The organism is Psychrobacter sp. JB193, from assembly GCF_002285555.1.
GTDB classification, from domain to species: Bacteria; Pseudomonadota; Gammaproteobacteria; order Pseudomonadales; family Moraxellaceae; genus Psychrobacter; species Psychrobacter alimentarius.
Genome location: NZ_NRGY01000002.1, coordinates 690,111 through 705,947, shown reverse-complemented (window position 1 = coordinate 705,947; position 15,837 = coordinate 690,111). Strand labels below are relative to the sequence as shown.

At 43.2% G+C, this 15,837-nt stretch carries 13 protein-coding genes and 1 tRNA gene; 4 read left to right on the top strand and 10 right to left on the bottom strand.

The window, feature by feature from the left end:
• Positions 1–6: 6 nt before the first annotated feature.
• A complete protein-coding gene (locus tag CIK80_RS10825) occupies positions 7–1,272 on the top strand; it encodes a hypothetical protein (protein WP_095569994.1) in 1,266 nt (421 codons plus the stop codon).
• A 139-nt stretch (positions 1,273–1,411) separates the two neighbouring features.
• Here the strand turns inward: CIK80_RS10825 and CIK80_RS10820 are convergent, their stop codons facing one another.
• Positions 1,412–2,650, bottom strand: coding sequence for an argininosuccinate synthase (locus CIK80_RS10820; protein ID WP_062845208.1), 1,239 nt, complete (start codon positions 2,648–2,650; stop codon positions 1,412–1,414).
• Between the two features lie 326 nt (positions 2,651–2,976).
• On the opposite strand from CIK80_RS10820, the gene pyrC reads away from it, so the two are divergent.
• The 3 genes from pyrC to CIK80_RS10805 all read left to right on the top strand — a co-directional run bounded on the left by pyrC (position 2,977) and on the right by CIK80_RS10805 (position 5,430).
• Entirely contained in the window at positions 2,977–4,047 is a 1,071-nt protein-coding gene (gene pyrC / locus CIK80_RS10815) for a dihydroorotase (protein WP_095569993.1), read from the top strand.
• Between the two features lie 139 nt (positions 4,048–4,186).
• Positions 4,187–4,966, top strand: a complete 780-nt coding sequence (gene rnt, locus CIK80_RS10810; protein WP_257011749.1) for a ribonuclease T — start codon at positions 4,187–4,189, stop codon at positions 4,964–4,966.
• 388 nt (positions 4,967–5,354) lie between these two features.
• Positions 5,355–5,430: transfer RNA gene (locus CIK80_RS10805), tRNA-Glu, on the top strand.
• A 327-nt stretch (positions 5,431–5,757) separates the two neighbouring features.
• Here the strand turns inward: CIK80_RS10805 and CIK80_RS10800 are convergent.
• The 9 genes from CIK80_RS10800 to CIK80_RS10760 form a co-directional block, all read right to left on the bottom strand.
• On the bottom strand, positions 5,758–6,366 hold the full coding sequence (locus tag CIK80_RS10800; RefSeq protein WP_095569992.1) for a BLUF domain-containing protein: 609 nt from the start codon (positions 6,364–6,366) through the stop codon (positions 5,758–5,760).
• 423 nt (positions 6,367–6,789) lie between these two features.
• The gene (gene ispD, locus CIK80_RS10795) at positions 6,790–7,566 is read right to left on the bottom strand and encodes a 2-C-methyl-D-erythritol 4-phosphate cytidylyltransferase (protein WP_095569991.1); all 777 of its coding nucleotides are present in this window, start codon (positions 7,564–7,566) and stop codon (positions 6,790–6,792) included.
• 111 nt (positions 7,567–7,677) lie between these two features.
• Positions 7,678–7,986: a septum formation initiator family protein gene (locus tag CIK80_RS10790; RefSeq protein WP_062845982.1), complete on the bottom strand. Its 309-nt coding sequence runs from the start codon at positions 7,984–7,986 to the stop codon at positions 7,678–7,680.
• A gap of 131 nt (positions 7,987–8,117) precedes the next feature.
• A complete protein-coding gene (eno, locus tag CIK80_RS10785) occupies positions 8,118–9,434 on the bottom strand; it encodes a phosphopyruvate hydratase (RefSeq protein WP_062845212.1) in 1,317 nt (438 codons plus the stop codon).
• 334 nt (positions 9,435–9,768) lie between these two features.
• On the bottom strand, positions 9,769–12,126 hold the full coding sequence (locus CIK80_RS10780) for a cation-translocating P-type ATPase (RefSeq protein WP_095569990.1): 2,358 nt from the start codon (positions 12,124–12,126) through the stop codon (positions 9,769–9,771).
• Positions 12,127–12,340: 214 nt separating this feature from the next.
• Positions 12,341–12,565 (bottom strand): cation transporter, encoded by a 225-nt coding sequence (locus CIK80_RS10775; protein ID WP_095569989.1) that lies wholly within the window; start codon positions 12,563–12,565, stop codon positions 12,341–12,343.
• Positions 12,566–12,664: 99 nt separating this feature from the next.
• A complete protein-coding gene (locus tag CIK80_RS10770; protein WP_095569988.1) occupies positions 12,665–12,919 on the bottom strand; it encodes a heavy-metal-associated domain-containing protein in 255 nt (84 codons plus the stop codon).
• Positions 12,920–12,938: 19 nt separating this feature from the next.
• Positions 12,939–13,814, bottom strand: a complete 876-nt coding sequence (kdsA, locus tag CIK80_RS10765) for a 3-deoxy-8-phosphooctulonate synthase (protein WP_095569987.1) — start codon at positions 13,812–13,814, stop codon at positions 12,939–12,941.
• A 240-nt stretch (positions 13,815–14,054) separates the two neighbouring features.
• Entirely contained in the window at positions 14,055–15,689 is a 1,635-nt protein-coding gene (locus tag CIK80_RS10760; RefSeq protein WP_062845217.1) for a CTP synthase, read from the bottom strand.
• Between the last annotated feature and the right edge of the window lie 148 nt (positions 15,690–15,837).

The window sequence follows — 15,837 nt, the reverse complement described above, 5'->3', positions numbered from 1 at the left end:
CAGATTATGACGACTATTTCACCGACACGTGTGTCGATGTATGATTTTCTATATCAAGATACCAAGCCTATGCTGTCACTATTGGCAGATGCGGCGCAGCTTTCACTCCCTCAAGCTCGTCTAGCTATGGATGCCAGTTTACAGGCTATTGTAAGCGCCTTACTTGTTTATCAACAGCATCATAAAGGGCAAGCCGTCAGTAAAAAACTATTTGGTCGCTCAGCGGTCAAAGAACTGCGGCAATACAATTCTATGAATTTTGTGACCATCAATGCGACGTTATACCATCGTCAGGACGCCGCCGATGCTATCTTTCATGACAAGGAATGCGTGATCAAAGCCAGCGAACACATCGCCTCAAACATTGATGCAAAAATACCGCAAGTTCAAATTTTATTGACATCCTTGTGTGTGGTCGTGCTGCGTGAATTGGCTATTTTGACAGAGTACAGTCAACTTGATCATGATGAGATTAATAAGTGGTTTGCCTTGCAGCCACAGTTTTTGTCAGCGAAACGTTTTGATGTGAGTCAGCCAGATTTAGCATCAGCTGAATCGGTAGCCGTCAGCCCTGATAGCATAGAACAATCCACACTATTAGAGAGTAGTTTAGACACAGAACAAAACGCTTCTGATCTACCTCTTCTAAAGGATGAGCAGCTGTTAGATACCCCGCCCGCTTTTGATCCCTATTGGTATGAGCTTACCTCATTTAAACCTGAAAATCAGGAACCTGTACAAGACATGCAGATGGCAACAGGCAATTATCTAAAAGCCATCGGTCGCTCCCCTGATAATCTACAGCAAGGACGCCATAATGACATGCTGGTATTTGCAGACATGCCAGCCATTGCCTTACCGCATCAACGTTGGTTATTACAGTTGGCAAAAATATCTGATATCTACCTTAGTCGCAACCGACTGCGCGTGAATTCTGAGCCTGTCAATCCACCCAAACCCCCACTGGTTAGCTTGGGATTAATCGGTGGTAACAACGACAACATTCCTGCAACGATCAGTGAAAAACCGATTGAATACGATGCCGCAACGCCGCTTTGGAAAAATCCGGTCATTCTTATTATTATCCTCGTCATAAGTACGCTGGGTGCGCTTGCCACTCTTAAATATCAGACTCAAAAGTCCAATGGTCACATTCTTGCGACAGAAGAGGTATTAGAGCAGGAGGTTATTAAGGAACGTCAGCAGCAAGATGTGGCCATTGTCAGAGTAGATGATGAATCTAGCACTGAAGAAACAGTGACAGACGAATGAGACAAGATAGCGACTAAAGAAACAAAATGAAACCGCATTTTGCTAACGATCTATTACCCATAAAAAAACAGAGGTACTATAAATAGCACCTCTGTTTTTATTTATTAACGTCTACTCAACTATAATGTCGTGTAAAAGCTTATTTTGATAAGTCACGACCACGGCTGGCTTCGATAGCAAGACGGAGACCATTTAGACGGATAAAACCTTCTGCGTCTTTTTGATCGTAAGCACCTGCATCGTCTTCAAAAGTCGCGATTTTTTCGTCAAACAATGAATCATCTGACTTACGGCCGACTACGCTCACAGCACCTTTGTACAGTTTGACACGTACAGTACCGTTTACGTACTCTTGAGACTTGTCAATCAATGCTTGCAACATCATACGCTCAGGGCTGAACCAATAACCATTATAGATGATTTTCGCATAGCGTGGCATCAATTCATCTTTTAGGTGAGCCGCTTCACGATCTAGCGTCAATGACTCAATACCGCGATGCGCTTTTAGCATAATTGTGCCAGCTGGCGTCTCGTAGCAACCACGTGACTTCATGCCAACGTAACGGTTTTCAACGATATCTAAACGACCGATACCGTGCTTACCACCGATCTCGTTTAATTTAATCATGACCTCAAAAGGCTTAAGCGCTTCGCCATCGATTGCAACGATATCGCCTTTTTTATATTCAAGCTCTAAGTATTGTGCTTCGTCAGGTGCTTCCTCTGGACTGACTGACCAGCGCCACATATCATCTTCGGCTTCAGCATACGGATCTTCTAGCACGCCGCCTTCATATGAAATATGAAGTAAGTTGGCATCCATTGAGTAAGGAGATTTTTTTGTGCTACCTGCATAATCAATCGCAATGTCATGCTCTTTGGCATATTGCATCAAGCTTTCACGGCTAGACAAATCCCACTCACGCCAAGGCGCAATCGTTACCACATCTGGTGACAAAGCAACTGCACCCAGCTCAAAACGTACTTGGTCATTGCCTTTACCCGTCGCGCCATGACTGATGGCATCGGCATTGTGTTCTTTAGCAATTTCAACCAAGCGCTTAGCAATCAATGGGCGCGCGATAGAAGTACCTAGTAAGTACTCGCCTTCATAAATGGCATTGGCACGGAACATTGGGAACACATAGTCACGAGCAAACTCTTCGCGCAAATCTTCGATGTGAATATTTTTAATACCCATGGCCTTGGCTTTAGCTCGGGCTGGCTCGACTTCTTCACCTTGACCGATGTCAGCGGTAAAGGTAATCACTTCGGCATCATAAGTTTCTTGTAGCCATTTAGCGATGATTGAGGTATCAAGGCCACCTGAATATGCCAATACGATTTTATTAATATTTTTTGGATCAAGCTGAGCCATGAACAACTCCTATTATGAGAATGTAGCGTTAGGGAAAGCGCTAAGGTTGAATCAAAAGATGAATTACTTGCTCAGTGTACATCATATTTACTATAGGCAAAAGTCTAACTGCCATTAGGCGCTCGCTTTTGGTTTAAATTCAAGCATTACATTTTGGACGGCTTTGTCAAAACCATGTGTCATAAAGATACATAAAAGACAGCTAAACGAATTATGTACGTATATTTGGTCGCATATTTAGTCAAGTAGGCAAATCTGTTATGATAGCACTACAGTACTCCCTCCTTTTTACTTCCATATATGACGATATAGAGCGCGACGACATTATGACTGATTCGATTAGAGAGTTGACCCTCCTCCAGCCAGACGATTGGCATATTCACCTGCGTGATGGCAAAGCGTTGAGCACTACTGTACCGCATGCAGCCAACAGCTTTAATCGCGTGATTTGTATGCCAAACCTAGTACCACCCGTTAAGAACGCTGATGAGGCGCTTGCCTATCGCACTCGCATCTTGGCGCATTTACAAGCCAGCGACTTGAATGCTGAGCGAAAAGCAGCGTTTGATCCACGCATGACTTTGTATTTGACAGACAATACGACGGCACAAGATATCGAAACAGCGGCTAAGTCAGGAATCGTTCAGGCAGTCAAACTGTACCCTGCTGGAGCCACGACCAACTCATCTGATGGTGTGACTAACATTAACGCCTGTGTTGATGTCTTTGAAGCGTTAGAAAAGTACAATCTGCCCCTGCTACTCCATGGTGAAGTGACTCAAGATCATGTGGATATTTTTGATCGTGAGAAGCGCTTTTTGGATGAAGTATTGGGACAAATTATTGCCAAATTCCCTACATTAAAAATCGTCATGGAGCACATTACCACAAGTGATGCGGCAGACTTCGTATTGGCTCAAGGCAATCATATTGCCGCTACTATCACGCCGCAACACTTGATGTTTAACCGCAACCATATGTTGGTCGGTGGCATCAAACCACACTTTTATTGCTTACCTATTTTGAAGCGTGAAAGTCATCAGAAAGTTTTGCTAGACGTTGCGACAAGTGGCAATCCTAAGTTCTTTTTAGGAACTGACTCCGCCCCGCACGCAACAGACAAAAAAGAAGCGGCGTGCGGTTGTGCTGGCTGTTACAGTGCTGAGACTGCTTTACCATTATATGCCACCGCGTTTGATAGTGTGGGCAAGATAGATAAGCTAGAGGGCTTTGCCAGTCGTTTTGGGGCGCAGTTTTATGGCCTACCCCTAAACGAAAGTAAAATAACGCTTGTCAATACGCCAATGCAAGTACCTGCAAGTTATCCTTATTTTGACGGCGGTTCACTAACGCCACTTATGGCTGGTGAAACGTTGCCTTGGTCTATCAAAGCGTAAAGCAAACTTAGTAAGATATTTTTACTTTATCCTACGATAGGAGCAATCTCCTTATATAAAGGAATATGACTTTTATCGTAGGATACCTCTTTGTTTATTTAATATAACAGTACGACTGATAAAAGCGATTTAACCTGATATGACCATTCAAAATGATGCCGCCTTACCTGATACCCATTCAACACACCACTTAAATAGCACACCTGATAACGACTCAAGTATCCTTACTGAAGATGCTGTGACAGAAGAACAAGCGCCACTGAGCTTAAAAGACCGCTTTCGTAAGTTTTTGCCAGTCGTGGTTGATGTAGAGACAGCAGGTTTTAATGCACAAACGGATGCGTTGTTAGAAATTGCCTGTATTCCTATCTTATTAAATGAAGAAGGCGTGTTTTATCCAGGCGATGCGTTTAATGCTCATATCGAGCCGTTTGAAGGTGCAAACTTAGAGCCAAGCGCTCTTGCCTTTACAGGTATCGACCCGACCAATCCGATGCGTAAAGCAATTGCTGAAGATGAAAAAACAGCCTTACGCCGTATTTTTAAGGGACTAAAAGAAGTACGCCGCGCAGAAGACTGCCGTCAATGCGTCTTAATCGGACACAACGCGCACTTTGATTTGTCTTTTTTGAATGCCGCAGTACTACGTACCAATAGTAAAAGCCATAACCCTTTTCATAATTTTTCAGTGTTTGACACCGTTACATTATCAGCACTGGCATTTGGTCAAACTGTATTAGCACGCGCTTGTAAAGCCGCAGGACTGGATTTTGATGGTAAAGATGCGCATTCGGCGCTATATGACACACAAAAGACAGCTGAGCTGTTCTGCTACATTCTCAATCATTACCCCATGCTATCGAATATGATGCATGCTGAGCCTACCAAAGAGTCATCAGCAGATAATGAAGAGGAATGAGGCACTCTCACACATCATATATTGCTAACCACGCATAATAATGCTATTTGTAATACTTAATAACTTTATAGAGGTCTAAGTTGGCAGCACTGGTTTGAGCGAAGAAAAATATGCAGACTTAATGGGAGGGACGTTATCATGGATCCACAATTTAAGTTATGGGGTACCATCATCGGTTATATGTTGCTCGCGCTGACTATCAGTACTTGTACTTCTTTATGGATTCGGTATCATTTAAAGCGTAAAGACCTACATCCTCGTCGCGCACTCAAAAAAAGATATTTAATTGCAAAAAGGCGGAAAAAAAGTCTTGACAGAAAACGCAGAGGCTATTAGAATACGCACCACTTCAGCATAAATGGTGAAAGCAGTTGAAGTGTTGTTACTAGTCCCCATCGTCTAGAGGCCTAGGACACCGCCCTTTCACGGCGGTAACGGGGGTTCGAATCCCCCTGGGGACGCCACTATTCGGCGTCACTTATTAGCAAAACTGCTACCAAGCATCAAATCAGACTAATGAGCGTACCATCAAAAGCCCGCATCACAATATACTGTGATGCGGGCTTTTTTATATTCGTAAGTTTTATAATTACGTTTTCACAACTTAGTTTAAGCGATTCCATGCATATAACGATTAATGTCGCTATTATCAGTGTTCAAACGCTTGCTATGCCTAACTTCAGATTGACGCCTTTGATGTCATTATTATAACGTTCATTAAAAAAGCCAGCATTAAATGCTGGCTCTTATGAGTAGATACTATTTTCTTGTAAAAACAACCACACCCTCTTTTATAACATTAGCCAAATGAGCGCTAGTATAATCAATCCACCTAAGATGGCTTGGATCAATAAGAATGCTTGGTGCTGCCCTACTACTTTACCCAAGGTGAGACCTAACGTACTGTATTTGATAGGTTGGGTGTCGATATCACCGCTTTCTAACTGCTCATCGTAATAGTCTTTCAAAATATCTAAAAATTCCTTGTGTTCATTAGAGTCCCAACTGTCAGGCTTAAATGGCATAAACGATTTAAGTCTAGGCTCATTTGTCATCCAACGCTCGAGCGTGATAGAACGTAGTGACCAACCAGAAAAACGACGCTCAGTAATTGCTGAAAAATCCAGTATTTTTAAATCTTTATGGCGATCATCCAATATCAGGCGATTTTTAAGATTGGTCAGGGCTGCTTCAGAGCCCTCTACACATTGTAAGAAGTAGCCATTGCCGTAGCAAAGAATACCAGTAATATTTTCTATTGTATTACGCTCAATAGCGACTTCTGCAATGTCATTAAGCGTGCTGGCATTTGACAGGCCAGTCGAAGTAATATGGCTCAGATATACAAGCTGGCAGAGATCTGGCGTTACTGGACTTGTAGAATCATTGAATGTTGACAATCAGCTTCCCCTATAATCAGGTAAATGTAGCTAAGACAACTATAATAACTTTAGAAAAAACATAGAAACTAAACCTTTGAATGTATCAAATCGGTTTGGTATATTATTGATTTTATAAATGTTTATATTAATTGTATTAAGTTGGTTACATCATAGGCTAATTTCGTCATCAAAGCAACTTATGATTATATAAAATTGGTAAGTGTTATAAGTAAACATTTTTTTAGAAAAAAACATATCATTGATTTTGACAGCTATTAGTTGCTTGAGCAAACATTATTTTCTAAAAATGATGACAAAACATTGATTATTTGAAACGCGATTATTGAATGAGACAAAATTCGACACAGATTCAAATCGTACCTATATCGCGTCAACTTAGGCAATTTAGGGTAAGAGAAGTCTACCGTTATTCAAAGTACATTAGGGCTGGTCAGATTGAGCGGTGAGGATGGCGGATAGCAATAAAGCATCGTCAGGATAAGTAAGCTTGATGTTTTGGCGACTGCCAGTAACCAGACGAATGGGCAAGTCTAAATACTCAAAAGCACTGGCTTCATCTGTGATAGTTAGCTGATGCTCAGCCACATAATCCAATACTTTTTTAAGCGCTCCTAATCTAAATACTTGCGGCGTTTGTGCTTGCCACATGCTGCTTCTATCTATAGTACGTTTGGCATAATAACGCTGATTATTTTTATCTGATAGATTGTCTGTAGTTACAGACTTGATATACGAGGTTTTGAGAGTGTCCGCTACTGGTGTTGCTAAGATAGCACCATAAGGCTCTAGCAATGCAGCTTCAATGATTTGATCAATGTCATGACTAGGTACAGCTGGACGTGCCGCATCATGAATCAGTACCAAGTCTGAGTCATTAGCCCCCGTACTCCCAATCGCTGCCACTCCCGCTTGAACCGATTGCCAACGTTCAACACCGCCAATAGCATAATAAACAGGTATGGCAAAGTCGAGTGTTCGTGCCGTGATATCATCTTCGGCCACCACCAATAAACATTGATTGATATACTTGCTACTCGCAAGTCTTGCCACACTAAGCTGTAGCAATGTCTGGTCTTGCAACTGAGTATATTGTTTGGCAACGGATGCACCAAAGCGGCTACCACGGCCAGCAGCGACAATCATGGCATAGGTGCGAGGAAGAGGATTCATAAGATAATACTTAAGGCTGTGACCCATGACAGTATGATTAAAAAGAAATGTGAGTAAAAGCTAGGATAGAATCACATACGAAACACACCGCTACTGTAAGAAATAGAGTGCCTTATAGTATTGTCGTATCTTGGTAGATTAATAACGAGTATGTGTCGTTGGCGCAGTAGATACCTGAACAAACGTCTCGTTTGGTTTAATCAATCCTAAGTCCAAGCGAGCATGCTCTTCAACTGCCTCCAGACCGTTTTTGAGGTCATAGACATCCGTACGTAATAAATTATTAGCAGCGACTTGATTATCATTTAGGTGCTGCTGCTCTTCAATCTGAGTTAATAATTTATTATGCCCAGATCGTCCATTCTCACCCAGCCAATACTGATATTGCAGTCCTAACAGCACTGCAACCGCTAAAGCAAGTAACATAAATTGGCTAAAGTATTTCATGTGATCACGCCAAACAACAGAAAATTTGTAAAATAAAAATAAGCTAGGCTTATTATTAGCTGAATTTGCTAAGCGATATATCTCCATATCAATGAGTCCTTATCGCCTAGCATTAGCTATAAACTTGCTTCTTAACCACGCAGACCGATAAACTCTTCACGGCCACGATAGCTTGCACGTACTTGCTGCTCAATACGTAACAACTGATTGTATTTTGCAACGCGGTCTGAGCGGCACAGTGAGCCTGTTTTGATTTGACCTGCAGCAGTACCGACAGCCAGATCTGCAATGGTGCTGTCTTCCGTTTCACCTGAGCGGTGCGAGATGATGGTTGCATAGCCATTTTTCTTCGCCAGATAAATGGCATCTAGCGTTTCTGATAAGGTACCAATCTGATTGAACTTAATCAAAATCGCATTGGCAATGTGCTTATCAATGCCTTCTTGCAAGATCGTAGGATTGGTCACAAATAAATCATCACCGACTAACTGGACTTTATCACCAATCTGTTCGGTCAAATACTTCCAACCATCCCAATCTGACTCATCAAGACCGTCTTCGATAGAAATAATAGGATATTGACGTGCTAATCCTACTAGATAGTCTGAGAAACCTTGGCTATCAAACGCTTTGTTGCCTTCGCCCGCCAAAACATACTGACCATTCTTATAGAACTCGCTGGCCGCACAGTCTAGAGCAAGATGGATATCTTCACCTGCTTTATAACCGACTTGCTCAATCGCTTGCAAAATTACCGTAATGGCTTCTTCATTGCTACGTAAGTTTGGTGCAAAACCGCCTTCATCGCCGACCGCTGTATTTAAGCCTTGAGACTTTAAAACAGACTTTAAGCTATGAAAAATCTCTGTACCCGCTCGTAGCGCTTCTGAAAAGTTCGTGAAGCCTACAGGCTCAATCATAAATTCTTGAATATCAACAGTATTGTCTGCGTGCTCGCCACCGTTTAGGATGTTCATCATTGGTACAGGCATCGTGAGCGACGTCTGATTGCGCAAATTGGCAATATATTGATGCAGCGGCAGACTCTGTGATTTTGCAGCGGCTTTGGCTGTCGCTAAGGACACTGCCAACATAGCGTTAGCACCAAGGCTGTCTTTATTCTCTGTGCCATCTAATGCAATCATGGCATCATCAATGCCTTGCTGCTCGGTCACGTCTTTGTCCATCAACGCACTGCGAATCTGGCTATTGACGTTGGCAACGGCTTTTTTAACGCCCTTACCCATGTAACGAGTTTGATCGCCATCACGCAGCTCTAGTGCCTCACGTGAACCTGTAGATGCCCCACTTGGAGCAGCAGCACGACCAATGGTACCGTCAGCTAAAATAACATCAGCTTCAATCGTTGGGTTACCGCGCGAGTCTAAAATCTCACGAGCGCGAATGTCTTTAATTGCGGTGACGTTGTTGGTTTCTTCAGCGTACATAATGTCTGTTAATTCCTTTGGTCATGCCAAGTTTATGGGATAAATAACGGCAAATAGAATACAAAAAAGTTAAAGCAAACTGCCCTATAGCACCTATATCTAAGACCGATTTGTGTATTGGTCAAATTGGTCAGTTTAAGCAGCATTTAAACGCTGTTTAGTACCATGATAGCTAGCTATATTGCTTGGCATCATAGCATATTTTTTATCAAACTTCCCTTATCTTACACTGACTTGCAGCCCTAATTTTAAATATAAGCAACTCAGGTAAACCGAAATGTCTGCTGTTATGGTCTGTCTTCAATACAACCTATTATTCAGAAAAGCATCGTCATCAGACTGTTTTGGGATGACTTGTCTTAGGATGAGCAGCAGAGACAGTATTGTCGAGCGCCACCTTGGTTTTAAACCGTGTCAACCGTAATGCATTCATTAGTACTGAGATGGAGCTAAGTGCCATCGCAGCCGCTGCAATCATAGGATTCAAAAAACCGAATGCAGCAAGCGGAATACCCAGACAATTATAAATGAAGGCAAAAAATAGGTTCTGTTTGATATTACGCAGCGTTGCTTGCGCAATTTTTTGAGCCGCATCAATATGCATGAGCGACTCACCCATCAACCGAGCGGAGGCACTATGTTGTGCCACATCGGTCCCTTCAAACATAGCAAAGCTCGCATCTGCAGTTGCCATCGCAGGTGCATCATTTACCCCATCTCCTGCCATCGCAACTTTATGACCGGCGGTTTGTAATCGCGCAATTTGGCTGGCTTTGTCACGTGGACTCATTTTACCGTATGCTTGTTCGATACCTAGCTGCCCTGCGACATGGTTAACGACAGATTGCTTATCACCGCTCATCAAAATCACATGAAGGCCAGACTCTTGTAATGCAGTGATGGCTTGCGGCGTATCGGCTTTTAAATCATCAGCCAACGCAAACGCACCAAGGGGTTCATCATTGATACTGACTGCCACTGTACTGGCAATTTGCCATGCTTTTGGCATAAACTTGGGTAGCGTTAGACTTGCAAACTCTGCTGTACCCACCTTGACCAGTCCAAGCCCATCGATCTGTGCTTGAATGCCCGCCCCTTTGATAACATTGATATCAGTCACAGGTAGTAATGGCAAATCACGTTTGGCAGCTGCGTTGATTAGTGCTGTCGCTAGCGGATGACTGGCATGAGCCTCAACGCTGGCTGCAATTTGTAAGACATCGTCGACGGCTAATGATTTATCTACCATCACTTGATCGACAATGGTAGGTTTACCCATCGTCAAGGTGCCAGTTTTATCAAGTACCACCGTATCGATATTACCAGCGGCTTCCAAACTTTGAGCATCTTTAAACCAGACGCCATGACGCGCGGCGACACCCATACCAGCCATAATCGCGGCTGGTGTTGCCAGCCCTAATGCACAAGGACAAGCAATGACCAAGACCGATACGGCATGCATCAAGGCCGTGTCCATCATTCCTGTCAGCCACCATGTCAGTCCAAAAGTAACCAAAGCAATGGCAACCACGACAGGAACAAAGATGGCGGTTACTTTGTCCGCAAGACGTGCCAAATTGGCTTTTGAACCTTGAGCTTCACTCAATGCTTGCACCATGTCCCCCAACTTGGTATCGCTGCCTTTGGCGCTGACGCGATACAGCAAGCTACCATTTTCAAGCAACGCCCCTGCCAGCAGCCCATCGCCCACATCTTTTTTGAGTGGCACCGATTCACCAGTTAAATGACTTTCCTCACACCAGCCGCTTCCATCGATAACCGTACCATCAGTGGCCACGCGGCTACCTTGCTTGACGCGCAAGATATCGCCTATTTGAATATCTTTGAGCGCAACAGAATGAAACTCACCATTAGGCTGCTGGCGCTCGACCTCATCTGGTGTCAATGACAACAATAAATCAATACTGTTTAAACTGTGCTTTTTGGTGCGCTCTTCTAGATATTTACCTGTCCGCACAAAGGCAATAACCATCACGCCTGCCTCAAAATAGACAGCAGGACCGTGGTCAATACCGTGACCAACTGCATGACTGGTTTGCAGCAAGCTATTTAAGCTGCCATCACCATGAGTGAGCCACAGGTAAGTTGAGTACGCCCAAATGGTCACTGTACCAATGACCACCAACACATCCATGTTGGCAAGACCACCTTTGATTGACGCCCACGCACTCTTATAGAACGGTAGGGCAAAACCAAACTGTACAATCGTGGCTAAAACAAACTGGAGCCAAATAGCTGGCATCCATGCCATCCCCTGACCTGTCAGCATGCCAGCCATCCCAACTAAAAAAGGTAACAAGCAAACCCATAGTCCAATCAAACGCCATGGATACTGCGTCGCTGTATCTTCATCCGTTTGTGAAAAAAGACTATCAGCTGCCTGCAGATTGGCAACAAAACCCGTTTTGTTCACCCATTCTGTGATTTGCTCTGGCGTCGTCTGCGTAGGATCATAATCCACATTTGCCGTCTCGCCTGCAAAATTCACATTGACCTCATGTACTGAGGGCTTCTTATTCAGCACCTTTTCAATGCGTGAAGCGCATGCCTGACAGGTCATGCCTTCAATCGCAAGTTGTAGATGGGCGCGCTGCGGCGTGAGCGTTGTGTTGGATTGAATATCGGTATCGACGTCGTAGGTGTGATGGTTATCAGTATGGGAATCATTCATAAATAGGACTCGTTATGGCGTTTACACAAGGTATAAGCCATAAAAACAACAATGGGTGGAGAGATTTAAATCAAACAACTATTACATTCTCAAACTATCGGTTTTATTTGAACGGTTTATAGTCAATTCGTCTTAAAAAAATAAACAGGCAGTGCCAATTTTTAATCACTAAAAAACCAGCCATGACAGCTGGTTTTTAAATCAAGGACAAAACTTATGAATTAGAAACGGTTGCGTCAAAGCCTGCGTCATCGATAGCCGCAGCGATTGCTTCTGCACTTGTCTTACTATCATCAAAGGTGACTGTAGCTTGATTGTCAGCAAGCTCAATGCTCATATCATTTAAACCATCAATATCTGCAGTAGCATTGTGAACGCTTGCAACGCAGCCACCACAAGTCATCCCTTCGATTTTAATAATGCGCGTTTGGTCTGCCATAGTAGGCTCCTTATTTTTCTTGGTAAATAATCTTTTTTTTACGTATTCATTAATACTATTACTAAACCAGTATCAGTCGTATTGGTAGTAACACAAGGCTCAATCATTATAGTGTGGGTTTTGCGGTGCATCGATGGGAAATGGCTGAGTGACATAATCCACCATACTAATGGCAGCAGTCAAAGCATGAATGCTCGTGTCTGTATCATCGTAGCGTACATGAGCCATGTGGCTCGCTGTATCCAACTCAATGTCCGTAACGCCCGAGATATTTTTCAAGGCTGTCATCACGCTGTCTAACCCGTTGGCATCATCGATGTTTTCAATACTTACCTGTGCAATCTTTATTGCCATGGTGTTATCTCCTACTTCATTAATGCGTATCGAGAACGTCAAAACCTTTGACCAAGTCATCAATTTGCTTAAGCTGACGCAAAAATGGCTCTAACTGGTTCATTCTCAACGCACAAGGACCATCGCATTTTGCGTCTTCTGGGTTTGGGTGCGCCTCTAAAAATAGCCCTGCCAATCCTGTGGCCATACCTGCGCGTGCCAATGTTGTGATTTGCTCTCGGCGACCGCCCGCGCTGTCACTACGTGCGCCTGGCTGCTGTAGACTGTGCGTCACATCAAAAAATACCGGTATATCCATCTGCTTCATCGTATCAAAGCCCAGCATATCCACGACCAGATTGTTATAACCAAAGGCACTACCGCGCTCACACAGTATGAGCTTGTTGTTACCGCCTTCAAGGCATTTATTGACAATATGACGCATCTCGTGAGGCGCTAAAAACTGTGCTTTTTTGATATTAATAATGGCATCGGTCTTTGCCATCGAATGTACCAGATCTGTCTGACGTGATAAAAACGCTGGCAGCTGAATAATATCAGCCACTTCAGCGACTGGTGCCGCTTGATGTGGTTCATGCACATCTGTGATGATGGGTACTTGAAATTTTTCTTTGATTTGACCCAACCAATCTATGCCTTGCGCGAGCCCAGGACCACGATAAGAGTGCAAGCTTGAGCGATTGGCTTTATCAAAACTGGCTTTAAACACATAGTCGATACCCAAACGCTGACATATCTCGACGTATTGCTCAGCAATCTCAAACGCCAACTCTTTTGACTCTAACACATTCATACCGCCAAACAATACAAATGGCTGATCGTTACCAATATGGATGGTTTTGTTATCAGGCGTATTAAGGTCAATATGTGATTGTGCCGTTAATGAATTTTCCATTAAAAAGTTTCCTCTTTATTGTTATCAATATTTCTATCCTACATTGTAACCGATAGCGTCGTTAAAAAAAGTGTACAAGCGTAATTACCCAATATTCGCCATTATTGCTGATTTAAAGTCAAAACCTCTGTCCCAGATACAAATACAAAAATACACCCACAAAAAAAGACCAATCCGAAGATCAGTCTTTTTTAATATACATAGAGCGATACAATTCTAAGGGTTGTTTATATTCTACAATTACTTAGTGTCGCTGAAGTTTTTTGCCGCTTTTGCAAAGCTGTTAAACAGTGGATGACCACCGCGTGGTGAGCTGGTAAATTCTGGATGGAACTGTACCGCGATAAACCATGGATGCTCAGGAATCTCTACAGACTCTACTAAATGCTGCTTAGCAGAGTACCCTGAAATCGTCATACCTGATTGCTCTAGTGGCTCTATGTAGCGGTTGTTCATCTCATAACGATGACGGTGACGCTCAGTGATATTGTTAGCACCATAAATTTGGCTTAGCTTGCTACCAGAAACCAATTCGGCTTGCTGCGCGCCCAGACGCATTGTACCACCAAGATCAGAATCATCGCTGCGAATCTGTAGCTCACCGCGCTCATCTAACCATTCAGTGATAAGACCGATAATAGGCTCTGCGGTTTTGCGATCAAACTCAGAAGAGTTGGCATCAATTTTAAGCACATTACGAGCGTACTCAATCACAGCCAACTGCATACCAAGGCAGATTCCTAGATAGGGAACCTTGTTTTCACGTGCATAAGTAATGGCTTTTATTTTGCCATTGGTACCACGTTCACCAAATCCACCTGGTACTAAGATTGCATCAGCGTGGCTCAAACGAGCAAACAGACTGTCATCGCTTTCTAAAAGCTCAGCATCGATATAGTCGATTTTTACGTCAAGCTTATGAGTGATACCTGCATGTAACAACGCCTCGTTAATAGACTTATAAGCATCAGGCAGCTCGACATACTTACCAACCATTGCCACGGTTACTGTCTCTTCAGGATTGAGCTGAGCTTCGACTACTTTATCCCAATCGCTCAAATCTGCTTCTGGCACATTAAGACCAAAGCGCTCACAGATTAGATCATCAAGATCTTGCTCATGAAGGGTGCGCGGTATTTGATAGATGCTCTGTGCGTCTTCACACATGATGACTGCACGCTCTTCAACGTTGGTAAATAAAGCAATCTTACGGCGGTTGTCTTGCGAGATATGGTGATCAGAGCGGCAGATTAAGATATCTGGCTGCAAACCAATAGAACGCAATTCTTTTACTGAATGCTGCGTTGGTTTGGTTTTGGTTTCGCCTGCACTTGCAATATAAGGAACCAGCGTTAGATGCATGAGCATGGCTCTATTACGACCAAGCTCTACTTGCATTTGACGTACCGCTTCCATAAAAGGTAACGATTCGATGTCACCGACAGTACCACCAATCTCGATGATAGCAATGTCGTAACCTTCACCACTGGCTAAGATTTTATTTTTAATCTCATCGGTGATGTGAGGGATAACTTGTACCGTACCACCAAGATATTCGCCACGACGCTCTTTATTGAGAACATTTTGGTAGATACGACCACTGGTGAAGTTGTTGCTCTTACTCATTTTTGAATGACGTAAAAAGCGCTCGTAATAACCCAAATCTAAATCCGTCTCTGCACCATCTTCGGTGACAAATACTTCGCCATGCTGAAACGGGCTCATCGTACCTGGATCAACGTTGATATACGGATCCATCTTGGTCATTGTGACGGTCACGCCACGTGCTTCTAAGACCGCTGCAAGAGAGGCTGCGGTGATACCTTTTCCTAGTGAGGACACTACCCCACCGGTCACAAATATAAACTTGGTCATAGTATTCTGTCGGTAATTGGTAAAGAAGGATTTTACTAAAAATACGTCATAAAATATAGGGCAAAACACAAACTCTTTAAAACTCTTCGTTTTCAACCCGTCGCTATTATAACGTATTCACTATTGGAAACAGGCATAACAAAAAAAA